Here is a 15177-nt window from a genome sequence, read left to right as displayed (position 1 = left end):
CAGGATTGCATTAGTGAGCGAGTATATAAGTAACCGCGAAACCGCCGCAGAGACCGGTCAGGCGGCCGGCATGCGCCTGTCGATCGGCGCGCTCGCCAGAAGCGGCGCCATCGCAAGCGTGATAAAGCTTGCCAGCGCCGGCCTGTCCTTCCTCATGCTGGTGGCGGTCGCGATGGTCACCGACGAGCGGCAATTCGGCCTTTACAGCGCCGCCTATGCCGGCGCGAGCCTTGTCTCCTTCTTCTCCCTGGTGGGCCAGCACAGCACCGTCCTGCGCTTCTGGCCCCAATATGCCGGAAACGACGATCTCGATTCTGCCAATGGCCTGATGGCCCGCGCCATCCTCGTGGCATTGGCCGGGCTCGCCGCCTTCAGCCTGATCATCGTCGCTGTCGGATTTCTGCCGATTGCCGGCAGGGACGTGCCGGAATGGCGCTCGCTCTGCGCGGCCACGACGGTGCTGGCCTTCGCGCTCGGCTGGTCGGAATTCACCTCCTGCGCATTCCGCGCCAAGAACGCGCTCATAGCGGGCCTGCTGCCGCGGGACATCATATGGCGGGCCGCGACCATCGCGGCCTTTGCCGCGGCGGGCTTCATGCATGTCGAGATGAGCGCGGTTGCCGCGACCTTTCTGACGGCCGGGCTTCTTCTTCTTTCGGTCCTGCCGCAAACGATCGTCTTGCTGCGCGACACCATCCGTGCCAAGCGCGGGCCGCTCACGGACGGGCAGAAGGCGGAGTTCAGGACCGTGACGCTCGGCGTCTGGGGCGTCACCGCGCTGCCGCCGGCGCTCGGTCAGGCGAGCACGCTGCTCGTCGCGGCAATCCTCGGTCCGGAAGCCGCCGGAGCGATCTTCGTCGCCGACCGGACCATGCGGCTTGTGGTGCTGACCCTCAACGGGATCAATCAGGCGCTTGCGCCGCAAATCTCGAACGCCTTCTACAGCGGCGACAGGCCGCATGTGCAGCGCATCACCAGCCTCGCCGCCCTCGGGGGCTTTGCGATTGCGCTTCTGGCGCTGTTGCTCTTCATAATGTTCGGAAGCCTCATTCTGTCGATCTTCGACCCCGCCTACGGCACGCCGACGATGCACGTGACGTTGATCATCCTCGGCATCGGGGCGACGATCGGGACGGGCTGCGGTCCGACCGAAATCCTTCTGCAGCTGACCGGCCTGCAGCATGCGCTCTTCAAGCTGCTCGTCGCCGTCAACACTCTGGGGCTCGGTGCGACGGCGGCGCTGACCTATCTTCTGGGACCGATCGGCGCGGCGCTCAGCATCGCGGGCACGATCGCGGCGTGGTGCGTGATCGCCGTGTTCATCGCCCGGCGGGAAATAGGCATCAACCCGTCGATCTTCGGCTTCTTCACCGGGCAGGACGCGCTTGCCGCCCGCGCCTTCCTGAGGGACCGCGCATGAGGATCGTCCAGGTGCAGACCCAGGCGGAGGCCGCCGGTTCGCAGCGCATTTCCGACATGGTGGGCGAAGGGCTGCGTGCCCGTGGCCACCAGGTGCGCACCGTGTTCATGTACAGAAAGACCGACGTCTACGACCGCGATCCCCACGCGGATTTCATCCTCACCGAACCGCCAAGAGGATTGCCGGGGCAGATGCGGGCGGCCATCGGCCTTGCGGGCTATCTGCGCAGCGCGCGGCCGGACGCGGTCATTACCTTCCAGCACTATGGCAATATCTTCGGCACGATCGGCGCGCGACTGTCGGGCGTCCGGCCGATCGTCGCGAACCAGAGCGGCGCGCCGCAGACCAGAGGGGTGAGGGGGCTCCTCACGCAGATCGACAAGCTGATGGGCACGGTTGGGCTCTATCACGCGAATGTCGTCAACTCGGCCTGGACCAAGGCGCAGTTCAGCCACTATCCGCAAGCCTATCGGCGGCGGATCCTGCGCATCGACCACGGCGTTCCCGCGCCGTTGGAGGAGTTCGACAAAGCGGCGGCCCGCGCCGCCTTCGGCCTGCCCCGGCAGGCATGGATTGCCGTTTCCTCCGGCCGTATGGCACCTTCGAAGAACCAGATCGCGCTCGTCGGGGCGCTCGCGCACCTGCCTGACATCCATGTGGCAATCGCCGGCACGGGTCCCGAGCGGGACGCGCTGATCGCCCTTGCCGAAAGCCGGCGCGTCGCGGAGCGGCTGCATCTGGTCGGCGAGGTCCCTCCCGCGCGCATCTTCGAATTCCTCGCCGCAGGCGATGCCTATGCGTTTCCCTCGACGACGGAGACTTTCGGCCTTGCTGCGGTCGAGGCGGCGATTGCCGGCCTGCCGGTGGTGGCGAGCAATCTCGACGTGATGCGGGAGGTGCTGACGACGGAGGATGGCGAGCCCGCCGCGCTGTTCGTCGAAGCTGATGCGAAAGGCATGGCCGAGGGGCTCGCCGGCCTCATCGCTAGGCCGGAGCTGGCGGCCGAGCTTGCCGCAGCCGGGCGGCGGCTCAGGGAGCACTATTCGCCGGCGAGAATGTGCGCAGGCTACGAGGCGCTACTGTCTTCCTGAGCGTTTCCGCACGGCCGCGATCCCGTCGATCACCTCCAGCCGGCCGGAGCGGTTGAGAGTGTGGATTTTCGGATAAGGCCAGTCGCCGTCGGCGGCAACCGGCCGACGTGCCGTGAGCCGCACCGTCCGCCTGTCGAGCATCAGCAGTTCCGAGAGGCCGAGGCCGCCTCCATAGCCGAGCGTCCCGTCCTGGACCGGCAGAAAGATGCGTCCTTCGGGGTTGCGGATGAAGGCGCCACCCGGACGGGCACCTCGGCGGTCGATCAGGATCGGGTTCAGCGGATGCGCCATCCACGGTCCGGTAAGGGAAGCGGAGGAAAAAACCGCAAGCGTGTCGGACGTGCTGCCATAGCCGTCACGGTGGGTAGCGAAAAGCCAGAGCAGCCCCTCGTGCTCGAGAAGCGTGGCATCCGAGATTTCGCCTTCGATGAGCACGGCCTCGGCGGCCCAACGGTCCGGAAATGCCATGGCGCGGTAAAGCGTCAGCTTTCCGCCGGAGCTTGCCTCCGGAAGCATCCAGATCGCGCCGTCGCGTTCGAACACCTGCGGATAGGAGAGGTGATGCGCTTCCTCCAGCACCACCCGCGCTTCCTGAGGGACGCCGTCGATATCGAACGGCACGACGGAAATGACCGCCTTGCCGGTCGCATGGGGATAGTCTTCCACGAACACGAAGGATCGGCCCTGCCATTCGAAAGCGAAGGGGTCGGCATAGAAGCGGTCGCCCGGGTCCGGCAGGACCGACCAGCCGTCCCCGAGGCGGCCTGTCTCCGCCACTCCCGGCCCGTCGGTAAAGCGGTAGCCGACACGCCAGTGCGCATGGCGGAAGCGGGCACGCCGGATGGCCTCCCGTCCGAGACGCGGCAGGGCTTTCGTCAGATAGGCGGAGGCGAACCGCATGGCGGTACCGTCATCATTCGGGGCAGCTGCCGGCCCCGGCTCGTTGCCGGCAAGACGGCCTTCGGCGAAGGCACGAACGGCCGAGACAGCCAGGGTTATCGCGCGGGCGAGCACGTCCTCGATGCCGAGCGCCGCGGACTCTCGCTTGTCGATCATCGGCCAGGCCCGGTCCACGACAGTCTTACGGTCGAGAACGGCCTCGATGACGGGCAGCTTGCCGGCTGCGACGGCCACGGCCGCGGACAGGTCGCAACGGGATCCGTCGAATGCAAGCGTGATTGTGGGGACGTTCGAGGGTGCGGCATCGCCCGTAAGGTCCAGCCGCAGCGCGGCGAAGCGGCTGCGGGGGCTGGCCGGAATTTCCGCTGTGGGAGCGGCAAGACCAGGGCCGGTCCGGCGAAAGATGCGCCGTTCGAACGCAAGTGCGGCATTCGCCGCAGCGGGCCAGTTCGCCGGCTCGGGCCGATGCAGCACGGCGATATCGTACCCCTCCGCCCGAAGCCGTTCGACCACGATCATCTGCCAGTTGCGGGCGCCGGATTGCGGAACGATGATGTCGATCGGCGGCATACGGCGCTTCCCAGCCACGGTTGCGTTTCGCGGTTTCTGCAGGCTTCAGAAGCATCATGGTTGAACGCAAAAGCTTACTTTCACGTTATTCCCGAAGCCGGCTGCAAGCGCCACGGGCAGTCCCGCCACGTCTCGCCGGCCGAGCCCCTGTCGTTCCATGCGGCAAATCGGCATCTACGCTCGTCCGGCACGAGGGGACGGGAAGACAGAATCGCCTTTCTTCGCTATACAGCATGTCTGACCGCAACGATCCCGCCCGCGGCACGGTGCAATGAGCATTATTCTGAAAGAGCATCAGGAGCGCGTCTCCCACGCGGTTTCCGCCTACCGTTCAGAAATTGCGGAGATAGAAGCGCATATCCGGCTGCGCGCGATGTCGCCTGACGTATCCGACGCGGAGCTTGCCCTTCTGAGGCGCCTCAAGGATGAAAAAGCGGAAATCCTCTACCGGTATGAAAACCTCAAGGAGGCTTTCCGAGCCATTCTGCCGTGATCTCGTTCGCCCCGCTCCTGGAAGCGGGAACGCCGTATTACAGCTTCCGGACGTTCTTCATCATCAGCCGCATGACGCGGATGGCGGCCTCCAGGTCATCGGGGTCGGCGCCTTCGATGAGCGTCTCCTCGCGGCGGAGTGCGATGCGGATGATCTTGGCGTGGAGCTCGTAGCCTTTTTCGTTGAGCCACCAGAGCCGCTTGCGCGGATCCTTCTCGGACGAGACCGAATCCAGATAGCCGAGCTCGTCGAGCGTGGCGAGTGCGCGGCTTGCTGCCGCCTTGTCGAGATTGATGACTTCGCAGATGCGCGCGGCGGTGATCCCGGGCTCGATGGCGAGCATCGAGACGGTACGCCACTCGCTGATGCCGATGCCGAAGCGCTCGCGGTAGAGGTTCGATGCGCCGCGCGAGAGCGCGTTGTTGATGCTGGAGAGGAAGAAGGGGACGTAGTTGGTGATGTCGAGGATCTCGACGCCGTCTCGTGTGGTCGTCGATTCCGAAATACGTCCTTGAGGGCACGGCGCGCGCGCGTCCGCTGGCGCTTTGGTCTGCCTCTCGGTCGGTGTCATTAGGTTTGCACTTTCCTGGTCTTTGCCAGTCCGCCGATGTCGAAACCGCATTGCGCCAGTTCGTCGAACTTCACCTTGGCGGGCGACTTGAGCAGCTGGCGCGCGGCCATGTGTTCGGCGGCGGCGTTGATTGTCTCCAAGGCCAGCAATTTGCCCAATTTGAAACGGAACACAAGCTTGCGTCCATCCTCTTTCTCGATCGCGTGATCTTCGTCGGCACCAACGCCCAAACCGGCGATCTGGAGCTTGAGCGGTCCCTGATCGCTCCAGAACCACGGCACGGCCTCATAGGCGTGAGGCTTGCCGGTGAGACGGCGGGCGATCGTTCGGGCATGGTCCGTGGCGGCCTGTATCGATTCCAGCCGTATCGACCGGCCGGAGGAGGGGTCGGGAAAGGCCGCGCAGTCGCCGAGGGCGGAGATATCCGGATCCGAGGTCCGCAAGAAGCCGTCGACCACGATGCCGTTGGCGACCGTAAGCCCCGCTTGCTCTGCAAGCTCGACATTCGGGCGAATGCCGGCCGCGACGAGCACCATGTCGCCATCGATGACCTCGCCGTCCGCGAGGCGTGCGCCGACCACGTCGCCCGCTTGGTCGCGCAGGATCTCGGTGACCGCCGCACCACGGACGAGCCGGGTACCCGATTTCGTATGATAATCCAGGAAATGCTGTGACATGGCGGGGGAAAGCGCTCGCGCCATCAGGCGCTCCGCCGCCTCCACCACCGTCGCCTCGTGGCCGCCCGCAGCCGCGACGGCGGCAAATTCCAGGCCGATGAAGCCGCCGCCGATGACGATCGGGCGCCGGCTGCTGCGGGCGAGGGCGTCCCGAAGGCGGCACGCGTCTTCTGCGGTGCGAAGACCGAAGGCTCCCCGTCCGTCGAGCCCCTTGATCGGCGGGACGAAATTGCGCGCACCCGTCGCGAGCACGAGGTGGTCGTAGGCGATGGCGACGCCGCCCAGGGTCTCGATCGCTTTTGCGTTCCGGTCGATCCGGATCACGCGCTCGGAGGCCATCAGGGTGATGGCGTTGCGATCGAAGAAGCTTTCCGGCCTGAGCTCGATGGCGTCCACGCGCCCGTCCTTGAGATAGGCTTTTGACAGGGGCGGACGTTGATAGGGCCGTCCGGGCTCGTCGCCGATCAGGGTGACCGGGCCTTCATAGCCCTCCTGCCTCAGGCTGGCGGCGAGCTGGAAGCCGCCTTGCCCGGCGCCGATGACGACGACGCCCGTCATGTCTGGCTCTCCGGCAGATGCACGACGAGGCCGTCCAGCTCGGGCTCTATACGGATCTGACAGGACAGCCGGCTCGTCGGCTTCACCTCGCAGGCGGCGCTTTCCAGCATGTCCTCTTCGCCGTCGGCTCGCGGGCCGACCCGGTCCGCCCACGCATCGTCGACATAGCAATGGCAGGTGGCGCACATCATGGACCCGCCGCATTCGCCGACGATGCCGTCGATATCGTTGGCAAGCGCGGCGCGCATGACATTGTCGCCGTTGGCGATGTCGATGGTCGTCTCCGTGCCGTCATGGGCGATGAAAGTCACGTTCGTCATCCTGGGCTCCTATTTCGCGACGAATTTGAGCGGCAGGCGGTCCAGCGCGTGGATGGCGTTGTTGGGCCGCCAGACGGGTTCGCCGTCGAACTCGATGCGATCCACCTTCTCCGCGAGCACCGAGAGCACGATTTCCAGTTCGAGGCGCGCGAGGTTCTGCCCGACGCAGCCGTGGATGCCGGCGCCGAAGGCCATGTGGCCGACCGGCTTGCGGTCGATGCGGAAGATGTCCGGATCGCCCCATTTGGCGGGGTCGAGATTGGCGGAAGCAAGCGCGCAGAGGATTTTCGTGCCCTCGGCGATGCCGTATCCCGCCACTTCCGTATCCTGGTTGGCCGTTCGCGCGAAGGTATGGACGGGGGAGGTGAAGCGCAGCACTTCCTCGAAGCAGGGCCGGGCGAGGGCCAGGTCGGCCTTCAGCCTGTCGTATTCCCGCGGATTGGACGCGAGGCACCAGAGTGCATTGCCGATGCCGGTTACCGTCGTGTCGACGCCGGCCGACAGGAAGGAGCGCACCAGCATGGCGGCTTCCTCCTCGGTCACCTCGCCGTCGTCCGCGGCGCCGTAGATGAGCGCCCCGAGCCCGTCCTTGGTCAAGCGGTCGCGGGCGCATGCCGCGGTGATCCAGGGCACGATATCCGGTACCTGCGCCATCGCCGCCCGGCGGAACTTGTTGTCCGGGCCGAGCGCGTTGAAGACCATGGCGCCGTAATCCACCAGCCGGCGGCGGTCGCTGTCGACCATGCCGAGCGCCTTCGGGAAGACCGTCACGGGAAAGGCTTCCGCGAGCTCGGCGACAGCCTCGAAACGGCCCTTTGCGACCAGGCCGTCGACGATGCGCTCGGCCGCCTCGCGGAAGGCGTCCTTCAAGCCGGAAATGGCCTTGGGCGACAAAGCGCGCGCCATCACCTTGCGCGTCTTGGTGTGATCCGGCGGGTCCACCTCCAGAATGATCGACGGCGCCCGCCAGGGCTTGCCGTACTTGAAGTCGTTGAGTCCCACGCCGCGGGACGAGACGAAGCGGGTATGGTCGGAAAAGATCTCGCGCGTTTCGTCGTAGCGGCCGCAGGCGAGCACCGAATATTTCGGGATATAGACCAGCGGCCCGTGCCGGCGCAGTTCCGCATAGTAATCCCCCGCGTTGAGCAGCACCTCTTCCGTGTAGGGATCGATGTCCCAGACGGGAATGCCGGCGGCGGGCTCGAAGGCGACATGCCCCTCGATCATGTTCATGGCGATATCCTCCTCAATTGGTCGTGCGGCCGACGCCGATATGCCGCTCCAGCAGCTCCGGCTGCTGTCGCAAGGCGGCGGCGCTGCCGTCGTAGACGATGGTTCCGTTGGTGATGACGACCGCGCGCGTGGCGAAGGCGAGCGCGGCGGAGGCATGTTGCTCGACCAGCATCACGGTCCGCCGCCCGTCCGCGGCCAGTTGCTCGAAGGCATGCATCAGCTGTTCGCAGATGACGGGTGCGAGACCCTCCAGGGGTTCGTCCAGAAGCACGATCGCCGGCTCCGTCATCAGGGTTCTGGCGATCGAAAGCATCTGCTGCTCGCCGCCGGACAGCTGGGTGCCGCCGTTCCTGCGGCGCTCCTTGAGCCGGGGGAACAGCGCATAGGCCTCCTCCAGCGAGGCGTTGCCCCGCATGACGACGGTCAGGTTCTCCTCGACCGTCAGCGACGGGAAGATGTCGCGGGTCTGCGGCACCAGCCCGAGGCCCAGCATGGAGCGCCGGTGCGGCGAATGGCGCGATATGTCGGTGCCCGCAAGCGTGATGCGTCCGCCATGGAGCCGCGTCAGCCCCATGATCGTCGCCAGCATCGTCGTCTTGCCGGCGCCGTTGCGGCCGATGACCGCCAGCCGTTCTCCACGGGAAATGCTGAGGGAAAGTTCGCGCAGGACGTGGGTCTGGCCGTATCCTGCGGTGACGTTTTCGAGTGCGAGCACGGTCTCAGACATGGGCTTCTCCGAGGTAGAGCTGGCGGACCATGGGGTCGCGGCTGATCTCGTCGGGCGTGCCTTCGGTGAGAATGCGGCCGTTGACGAGCACGACGATCGACCGGGCGATGCGGAAGACCAGATCCATGTCGTGCTCGATGATCAGCACCGCGAGCTCGGTGGGCAGACGCTCGATCGCCTGCAGGATCAGGTGGCTTTCGCTCGACGGAACGCCGGCCGCGGGTTCGTCGAGGATCAGCACGCGCGGCCTGAGCGCCAGGGTCAGCGCCAGTTCGACGAGCCGTTGCTGGCCATAGGCAAGCAGGTGGATCGGCTTGTCGGCGAGAGGCAGCAAGGCGAATTGGTCGAGCAGGGCATCGATTTCCGCTTCGGTCGCACGGTCTGCCGCTGCTCCTCCGAACATGCGCCCGCCGCGCCCCTGCCTTTCGAGGATCGGCAGCCGGATGTTTTCGCGCACCGTCATGGTGCGGAAGAGCGTCGTGATCTGGAAGGTCTTGGCGATGCCGCGCTTGACGCGTTCGCTCTCGCCCAGACTGCCGATATCGCTGCCGTCGAAGCGGATGTTTCCGCCGCTCGGCTTCAGCTTGCCGGTCACCAGATTCGCGAATGTCGTCTTGCCAGCTCCGTTGGGGCCGATCAGCGCCTTCCGGGCGCCGGGGGGCAGGTCGAAGTCGATCTCCTGCGCGACGGTCAGTCCGCCGAAGGACTTTCTGAGGCCGCGGACTTCAAGGCCTTGCATCGCCGTTCCTCCCGATGAGATTGCGAAGAGCGGCAGGAATGCCGAGCATGCCCGCCGGCACGAAGAAGACGATGCCGAGAACCAGCGCGCCGATGATGAAGAGCCAGTTGAACGGATCGACGGAGGCGGCGACGTGGTGAACCACCATGAAGATCAGCGTGCCGATGATCGCGCCGTGAAGCCTGCCGGCGCCGCCGAGGATCAGCATGATCAGGGCCTCGGCGGAGAGATTGAAGGCATAGACCTCGAGGCTGACGAGCTGGGTGACCTGGGCCGCGAGCGCGCCCGCCACGCCGGCGATCGCACCGCCGATGGTGTAGATCGTGACCAGCCGGCGATAGACCGGACTGCCGATCGCCACCATGCGCGCCGCGCTGTCCTTGATGCCGCGGACCGAAAGGCCGATCGGCGAGAGCGTGACGATCTTCAGGACCGCATAGCAGACGCAGAGGACGGCGAGCGCATACCAGAAGCCGGTCCGGCCGACGAAATCGAACTTGAAGAGGCCGAGGACGGGCTCCATGCGGATGCCGCGCAGGCCGTCCGCGCCGCCGGTCAGGTCGCGCGCCTTGTTGGCGATTTCCTGACAGATCAGCGTTACGGCGATGGAGAGCATCAGCAGGGTCAGCCCGTGGGCGCGCATCAGCAGCAGGCCGGAAACCAGGGCGAGGGCGGCGCCGGCCGCCGCTCCGACGACGAGGCCGGTGACCGGATCGGCCGAGACGTGCACCGCGAAAAGGCCGGCGGCGTAAGCGCCGGTGCCGTAGAGCGCGGCATGGCCGAGCGTGGCGATGCCGGCATAGCCGAGCACCAGGTCGAGAGACAGCACGAACAGCATCATCACCATGATCCGGGTGAGGAGTGCGAGATCGTAGGGGAAGAGAAAATAGGCGATGACGGCGAGTGCCAGCATGACCGCCTCGGGCATCAGCGGCACGCCGCGGATGCGGGTTCGGATCTTGGTCAATGGGATCTCCTGAACGCTCATGTCACGCCTTTCCGAGAAGGCCCCTGGGACGGATCGCGAGCACGGCCATGACGGCCGCGAAGAAGACGATCGTGCCGAAGTCGGGGATCAGGTAGCGGGAGGCCGTTTCGAGGATGCCGAGCGCGAGCGCCGCCATGAACGAGCCGGTGATGGAGCCCATGCCGCCGACCGAAACGACGATCAGGAACAGGACCATGTAGCGGAGCGGATAATAGGCATCGATGGGCAGGAGTTCGGCGCCGAGAATGCCGCCAAGCGCCGCAAGCCCCGCGCCGAGACAGAAGGTTGCGGCGAAGACCGCGTCGATGTTGATGCCGAGCGCGCTGGCGATGCTGCGGTTGTCGACGGCGGCGCGCAGCCTGGTGCCGAAACGGCTCCGTTCGATCGTCAGGTAGAGCCCGGCGATCACGACGGCGCCTGCCAGTATCACCGCCAGCCGGTGAGCGGGCAGCACGCGGAAGCCGAGATCCACCGACTGCTGCAGAAAATGGGGCAGAGGGATTGCCAGCAGACTGGAACCCAGCAGCCGGTTGATGAGGGCAATGAAGATGAAGGTGATGCCGATGGTCGCCAGCACCTGCTGCAACTCGCCGAGCCCGTAGATGCGGCGATAGACCAGGCGCTCGAGCAGGAAGGCGATGGCCATGGTCGCCATGATGGCCAGCAGGGCGGCAGCCATGAAGGAAAGTCCGGCGCGGGCGATCAGCGCGTGGGCGGCCGCGCCCCCGAGAAGCGCGAAGGCGCCATGGGCGAGATTGATCACGCGCATCAGGCCCATCGTGACCGACAGGCCGATGGAGATCATGAACAGGATCATCCCGTAGGCTATGCCGTCGACGGCAATGTTGAGTATGAGTGACATCGTCCGGTCCTTGCTTCGGCGGCGCGAGAGATCCCGCCCGCGCCTTCCGGCGCGGAAACAGCCGCCTTCTTCGATCGACAGTTCAGAGATGCATGGGACCGGCGGCGCTGCTGGCCGCCGGCGGCCGGGGGTCAGTCGGTCCAGCCGAGGTCGCCGACCGTTGCGATCACGCCCTTCTCGCGGTTGACGAGCCGCCCGCTGTCCTTGTCGCGCTCGACGTCGCGGATGTAGACGTTTTGGATCAGGGTGCGGGTCTTCGGATCCATTTCCACGGGGCCGCGCGGGCTTTCCCATTTCAGCGATTTCACCGCTTCGATCGCCTTCGGCCCGTCCGCGCCGGCGGCCTCGACCATCTTGTAGATCAGGTGCGTGCCGTCATAGGCGCCGACTGAGGCCCAGTTGGCCACGGCGCCGGCGGACAGCTCGCCGAGCTTCTTGGTGAATGCGGCATTGACGTCGGAATCATGCGCTTCGGAATAGTGAAACGCGGTCGTCAGGCCGATTGCCGCATCGCCGAGCGCCTGGAGATTGGATTCCTCGGTTTCGGCGGTTCCCAGGAAGCGGATGCCCTCTTTCGCGAGGCCGTTTTCGTTATAGCTCTTGGTGAAGCCGAAGGTCGGCGGGCCGCCGGGCAGGAAGGCGAAGACGCCGTTCGGCGCTTGGCTGCGGACCCGCTGGATAAAGGGCGTGAAGTCCGTGGTCGCGAGCGGCATGCGGATCGTGTCGATCACCTTGCCGCCCTTCTTCTCGAAGGCGGCCTTGAAGGCGTTTTCGGCGTCGATGCCCGGGCCATAGTCGGAAACCGCCGTCACCACTGTGTGAATGCCCTGGTCATACGCCCAGTCGGCAAGCGGTGTGGAAACCTGCCAGAGCGTGTAGCTCGTGCGGAGAAAATAGGGCGACTGCTTGTTGATCGCCGACGTGGCGGCGTTGAAGATGACGGTCGGCGTTTCCGACTGCTCGATCAGCGGCGCGAGCGCCAGCGCGTTCGGCGTGAAGGTGAGACCGGCGAGGTAATTGACCCGGTCGCGAATGAGCAGTTCCTGGGCCAGCGTCTTGGCAAGGTCCGGATTGGCGCCGCCGACGTCCTTGTAGATGAATTCGATGTCGTGGCCGCCGGACTGGCTGCCATGCTGGGCGACGTAGGTCTCGATCGCTTCCTTGTATTGCTTGCCATAAATGGCGAAGGGGCCGGAGAATTCGGCGATCACGCCGACCTTGATGGTATCCGCCCAACAGGCGCCCGCGCAAAGCGTCGCCATCGCGGCCGCAAGCGCGGCGCGTACAAGATTGTTCATGATTTCCTCCCAAAGCGTCAAACGGCGCCGGCCAGATCCTCCATGGCCAGGCGAGCCGATGAGTTGCGATCACAACTCGACCAGCATTAAGACCTCAACGAGTTGTGATGTCAACTCATAATTTCCTGACGCGATCGGGGGCGAGGTTTTCCAAATCAAATCGCAATGGAACCCGCTGCCGGAAACGCTCTGTCGGAACAATCCATCCGCGCGCCGGTTCTTCTTTCAGGAGGAAGAAGATGGACCGATTACCGCACAATCATCACGATTGGATCTTTTACATCGGCCTCAACGCGGCCCTCGCCGGCCTCATTGCCGTGGCGATCTGGTATTTGGCGGGCTTCTGAACCGGGTGGCGCCGCCATGACGAAGAACGCGATTATCGGCATGCTCGTCGTCGTGGTCGTCATTCTGATCGGCGCGTTCCTGATGCGTGGGCCAAGCCAGCCCTCCGATGACAGCCCGCCACCGGCAACGGCCCCGGTGCGGTAAGCCGCATCAGTTGCCGCCGGGCTTGAACTGCGCCGTGACCATATGCCGGTTGCCGGGATAGGTCAGACGGACGTTCGTGACCGGGCCCGCATGGCTCCATGTCTGCCGTTCGATCACAAGACAGGCATGCCCGGCGCTCAGCTTCAGGAATTTCGCCTCCTTCTTGCCTGCGGATACTGCCTGAATGCGGTGCTCGGCAGCCGTCCAGGGTATCTGTGCGAGCAGCCATGGGCCTGGCGCCAGGGTTTCGAACTCGAATGCGCCGGCTTCCGGCACGGTTTCGAGATTGATCAACCGCTCCTCGAGGCAGAAGGGCTGCCCGCCGGCGGAATGAAGGCAGGTGATGTCGATGACGCGGGCCGGCGAAGAAAGCGCCGAAGACAGGCCAAGCCGGCGGCGGTCCTCCGCATCCGCGTCACGCTGGGCGCGCGATATCAGCGCATAACCGTAGGCGAGGTTCAGGGATTGGACTTCTTCCCTGATATCGTGAATCTCGAGAACCGCGGACTGTGCCTTCGGCTGGGTGACGAAGCTGCCCGATCTCTTCCGGCGCTCGATCAGCCCCGCCTGGACGAGCTGCGTCATGACCTTGTTCACGGTCATGCGCGAGCAGCCGTATTGCCGGGCAAGATCCACCTCGAACGGCAGCCGGAACCCGGGAGGCCATTCGCCGGATACGATGCGACCTTCGATATCGCTCAGGATCTTCCGATGCAGGGTGGAATCTTGGGAAATGACCGTCGTCCTTGCCTTGTCTTTCCTTCCGGCACTAGCGCAACATGAGGATATTGCAAGGCCAATTGGCCCGCAGATCAGGTTTCCATGAGGGAGCGCATGGTGCGGGCGAACCGCTTGCTGATCGCGTCCCGGCTTACGTGACGGCCGCCCGCCACCCGTTTCCGGCCGCGCGCCCAGACGCTGTCCACCGATATGCCGCTGCTGAAGATCCAGTGATCGAGCAGGCGGTCTTCCGAAAGATAGGGGACCGCGCCTATGTCGAGCGAGACGATATCCGCCGGAGCGCCGGCAACGAGGCCCGACGCCGATTGCAGCGCGGCTCCGCCACCGATGATCGCTCCGTCGAAGAGCCTGCGGCCCGTCGATCCGTTGGGATCGGCGACGACGTTGCGCGCCCGCAATGCCAGGCGCTGCGAATATTCGAGCTGGCGCAGTTCCTGCGGCAGAGAGACCAGAACGTTGGAGTCCGAACCGATCCCGTATCGGCCGCCTTTGGCCAGAAAGGCAGGGGCGGCGAAGGTCCCGTCTCCGAGATTGGCCTCGGTGATCGGGCAGAGCCCGGCGACGGCCCCGCTGCGCGCCATGGCTTGGACTTCCCGGTCCGTCATGTGGGTGGCGTGTATCAGGCACCAGCGCTTGTCGACGGGTGCGTTTGCAAGCAGCCAGTCGACCGGGCGGGCGCCGGACCAGGCGATACAGTCCTCCACCTCCTTCACCTGTTCGGCGACGTGGATATGGATTGGCCCGTCGCCGGCCATCGGCAGAAGCTCGGCGAGCTCGTCCGGCGTCACGGCGCGCAGGCTGTGCGGTGCGATGCCCAATTCCATTCCGTCGAGGCGGGATTTCATCGTCCGGCAGGCCCGCATGAGCTCGGCGAAGCGGTCGATCGAATTGACGAACCTGCGCTGCCCTTCGACGGGCTCGGCCCCGCCGAAGCCGGAATGGGCGTAGAAGACCGGCAGCAGGGTAAGCCCGATGCCCGCCGCCTCGCTTGCCGCGCCGATCCGTTCGGCCAGCTCGGCGATGTTGCCATAGGGCTGTCCATCCCTGTCGTGATGCAGGTAGTGGAACTCGCCGACGCGGCAGAATCCGGCTTCGAGCATTTCCATGTAAAGCTGCGCCGCCACCGCCTCGACCTGCTCTGGCGTCATCGTCAGGGCGAATTTGTACATCACGCTGCGCCAGCTCCAGAAGCTGTCGACCGCAGGTCCCCGGACTTCCGCGAGCCCCGCCATGGCGCGCTGGAAGGCGTGGCTGTGCAGGTTTCCCATTCCGGGGATCAGGACGGCATGGGCCTCGTCGCCGGCCGTGGCCGGCACGCCGGTTTCGATCCCGGAGATAAGGCCGCCGTCGAGAGTGAGGCGCACGTCGGAATGCCAGCCTTCGGGCAGGAGCGCCGCGTCCGCGTGCAGAGTGGTCCCGGTCGATCGCGTCATCGTTGAGCAGCCTCCTTCTCGCCGGCCAAGGCTTACCAGATTTTTCGCTTGTCAGTGCTTTTAT

16 protein-coding genes are annotated in these 15177 nt (G+C 65.5%); 4 read left to right on the top strand and 12 right to left on the bottom strand.

Annotated features, from left to right (window positions below; translation table 11 throughout):
- Positions 1 to 13 precede the first annotated feature (13 nt).
- On the top strand, positions 14 to 1420 hold the full coding sequence (locus QTA58_RS05890; protein ID WP_289672069.1) for a lipopolysaccharide biosynthesis protein: 1407 nt from the start codon (positions 14 to 16) through the stop codon (positions 1418 to 1420).
- Complete coding sequence (locus QTA58_RS05885) at positions 1417 to 2511, top strand: glycosyltransferase family 4 protein (protein ID WP_289672068.1); 1095 nt, start codon at positions 1417 to 1419, stop codon at positions 2509 to 2511. The genes QTA58_RS05890 and QTA58_RS05885 overlap by 4 nt, the downstream gene beginning before the upstream one ends.
- On the opposite strand, the gene QTA58_RS05880 is transcribed toward QTA58_RS05885, so the two are convergent.
- Entirely contained in the window at positions 2497 to 3981 is a 1485-nt protein-coding gene (locus QTA58_RS05880; protein ID WP_289672067.1) for a hypothetical protein, read from the bottom strand. The genes QTA58_RS05885 and QTA58_RS05880 overlap by 15 nt on opposite strands.
- A 271-nt stretch (positions 3982 to 4252) precedes the next feature.
- On the opposite strand from QTA58_RS05880, the gene QTA58_RS05875 reads away from it, so the two are divergent.
- Positions 4253 to 4474, top strand: a complete 222-nt coding sequence (locus QTA58_RS05875) for a hypothetical protein (protein ID WP_289672066.1) — start codon at positions 4253 to 4255, stop codon at positions 4472 to 4474.
- A gap of 37 nt (positions 4475 to 4511) precedes the next feature.
- Here QTA58_RS05875 and QTA58_RS05870 read toward each other — a convergent pair whose 3' ends face one another.
- The 9 genes from QTA58_RS05870 to QTA58_RS05830 form a co-directional block, all read right to left on the bottom strand.
- Complete coding sequence (locus QTA58_RS05870) at positions 4512 to 5045, bottom strand: MarR family winged helix-turn-helix transcriptional regulator (protein ID WP_289672065.1); 534 nt, start codon at positions 5043 to 5045, stop codon at positions 4512 to 4514.
- Positions 5045 to 6280 carry an FAD-dependent oxidoreductase gene (locus QTA58_RS05865; RefSeq protein WP_289672064.1) on the bottom strand — a complete coding sequence of 412 codons (1236 nt, stop codon included), beginning with the start codon at positions 6278 to 6280 and terminating at the stop codon, positions 5045 to 5047. Before QTA58_RS05865 ends, QTA58_RS05870 begins: the two co-directional genes overlap by 1 nt.
- Positions 6277 to 6600 (bottom strand): 2Fe-2S iron-sulfur cluster-binding protein, encoded by a 324-nt coding sequence (locus QTA58_RS05860; RefSeq protein WP_085422181.1) that lies wholly within the window; start codon positions 6598 to 6600, stop codon positions 6277 to 6279. Before QTA58_RS05860 ends, QTA58_RS05865 begins: the two co-directional genes overlap by 4 nt.
- Positions 6601 to 6609: 9 nt before the next feature.
- Positions 6610 to 7833, bottom strand: a complete 1224-nt coding sequence (locus QTA58_RS05855) for a cytochrome P450 (protein WP_289672063.1) — start codon at positions 7831 to 7833, stop codon at positions 6610 to 6612.
- A 13-nt stretch (positions 7834 to 7846) separates the two neighbouring features.
- Complete coding sequence (locus QTA58_RS05850) at positions 7847 to 8560, bottom strand: ABC transporter ATP-binding protein (protein ID WP_289672062.1); 714 nt, start codon at positions 8558 to 8560, stop codon at positions 7847 to 7849.
- Positions 8553 to 9299: an ABC transporter ATP-binding protein gene (locus QTA58_RS05845; protein WP_289672061.1), complete on the bottom strand. Its 747-nt coding sequence runs from the start codon at positions 9297 to 9299 to the stop codon at positions 8553 to 8555. Before QTA58_RS05845 ends, QTA58_RS05850 begins: the two co-directional genes overlap by 8 nt.
- Positions 9286 to 10266, bottom strand: a complete 981-nt coding sequence (locus QTA58_RS05840) for a branched-chain amino acid ABC transporter permease (protein WP_289672060.1) — start codon at positions 10264 to 10266, stop codon at positions 9286 to 9288. The genes QTA58_RS05845 and QTA58_RS05840 overlap by 14 nt, the downstream gene beginning before the upstream one ends.
- A 22-nt stretch (positions 10267 to 10288) precedes the next feature.
- Positions 10289 to 11149, bottom strand: coding sequence for a branched-chain amino acid ABC transporter permease (locus QTA58_RS05835; protein WP_289672059.1), 861 nt, complete (start codon positions 11147 to 11149; stop codon positions 10289 to 10291).
- Positions 11150 to 11280: 131 nt separating this feature from the next.
- Complete coding sequence (locus QTA58_RS05830) at positions 11281 to 12447, bottom strand: ABC transporter substrate-binding protein (protein ID WP_085422186.1); 1167 nt, start codon at positions 12445 to 12447, stop codon at positions 11281 to 11283.
- A 363-nt stretch (positions 12448 to 12810) separates the two neighbouring features.
- Between QTA58_RS05830 and QTA58_RS05825 the strand changes: the two genes are divergently transcribed.
- Complete coding sequence (locus tag QTA58_RS05825) at positions 12811 to 12939, top strand: hypothetical protein (protein ID WP_272937841.1); 129 nt, start codon at positions 12811 to 12813, stop codon at positions 12937 to 12939.
- Positions 12940 to 12945: 6 nt separating this feature from the next.
- Here the strand turns inward: QTA58_RS05825 and hutC are convergent, their stop codons facing one another.
- Positions 12946 to 13674, bottom strand: a complete 729-nt coding sequence (gene hutC / locus QTA58_RS05820) for a histidine utilization repressor (RefSeq protein WP_289673037.1) — start codon at positions 13672 to 13674, stop codon at positions 12946 to 12948.
- Positions 13675 to 13751: 77 nt separating this feature from the next.
- Positions 13752 to 15113 carry a formimidoylglutamate deiminase gene (locus QTA58_RS05815; RefSeq protein WP_289672058.1) on the bottom strand — a complete coding sequence of 454 codons (1362 nt, stop codon included), beginning with the start codon at positions 15111 to 15113 and terminating at the stop codon, positions 13752 to 13754.
- Positions 15114 to 15177: the final 64 nt, after the last annotated feature.

The organism is Neorhizobium sp. CSC1952, assembly GCF_030378245.1.
GTDB lineage: Bacteria > Pseudomonadota > Alphaproteobacteria > Rhizobiales > Rhizobiaceae > Neorhizobium > Neorhizobium oryzae_A.
The sequence above is the reverse complement of the archived record's forward strand: the minus strand, read 5'-3'. Positions and strand labels throughout refer to the sequence as shown.

Excerpts from the sequence above, each read along its gene's own strand:
- QTA58_RS05885 (WP_289672068.1), top strand. The coding sequence starts at position 1,417 with ATGAGGATCGTCCAGGTGCAGACCCAGGCGGAGGCCGCCGGTTCGCAG.
- QTA58_RS05880 (WP_289672067.1), bottom strand. The coding sequence starts at position 3,981 with ATGCCGCCGATCGACATCATCGTTCCGCAATCCGGCGCCCGCAACTGG.
- QTA58_RS05875 (WP_289672066.1), top strand. The coding sequence starts at position 4,253 with ATGAGCATTATTCTGAAAGAGCATCAGGAGCGCGTCTCCCACGCGGTT.
- QTA58_RS05870 (WP_289672065.1), bottom strand. The coding sequence starts at position 5,045 with ATGACACCGACCGAGAGGCAGACCAAAGCGCCAGCGGACGCGCGCGCG.
- QTA58_RS05865 (WP_289672064.1), bottom strand. The coding sequence starts at position 6,280 with ATGACGGGCGTCGTCGTCATCGGCGCCGGGCAAGGCGGCTTCCAGCTC.
- QTA58_RS05860 (WP_085422181.1), bottom strand. The coding sequence starts at position 6,600 with ATGACGAACGTGACTTTCATCGCCCATGACGGCACGGAGACGACCATC.
- QTA58_RS05855 (WP_289672063.1), bottom strand. The coding sequence starts at position 7,833 with ATGAACATGATCGAGGGGCATGTCGCCTTCGAGCCCGCCGCCGGCATT.
- QTA58_RS05850 (WP_289672062.1), bottom strand. The coding sequence starts at position 8,560 with ATGTCTGAGACCGTGCTCGCACTCGAAAACGTCACCGCAGGATACGGC.
- QTA58_RS05845 (WP_289672061.1), bottom strand. The coding sequence starts at position 9,299 with ATGCAAGGCCTTGAAGTCCGCGGCCTCAGAAAGTCCTTCGGCGGACTG.
- QTA58_RS05835 (WP_289672059.1), bottom strand. The coding sequence starts at position 11,149 with ATGTCACTCATACTCAACATTGCCGTCGACGGCATAGCCTACGGGATG.
- QTA58_RS05830 (WP_085422186.1), bottom strand. The coding sequence starts at position 12,447 with ATGAACAATCTTGTACGCGCCGCGCTTGCGGCCGCGATGGCGACGCTT.
- QTA58_RS05825 (WP_272937841.1), top strand. The coding sequence starts at position 12,811 with ATGACGAAGAACGCGATTATCGGCATGCTCGTCGTCGTGGTCGTCATT.
- QTA58_RS05815 (WP_289672058.1), bottom strand. The coding sequence starts at position 15,113 with ATGACGCGATCGACCGGGACCACTCTGCACGCGGACGCGGCGCTCCTG.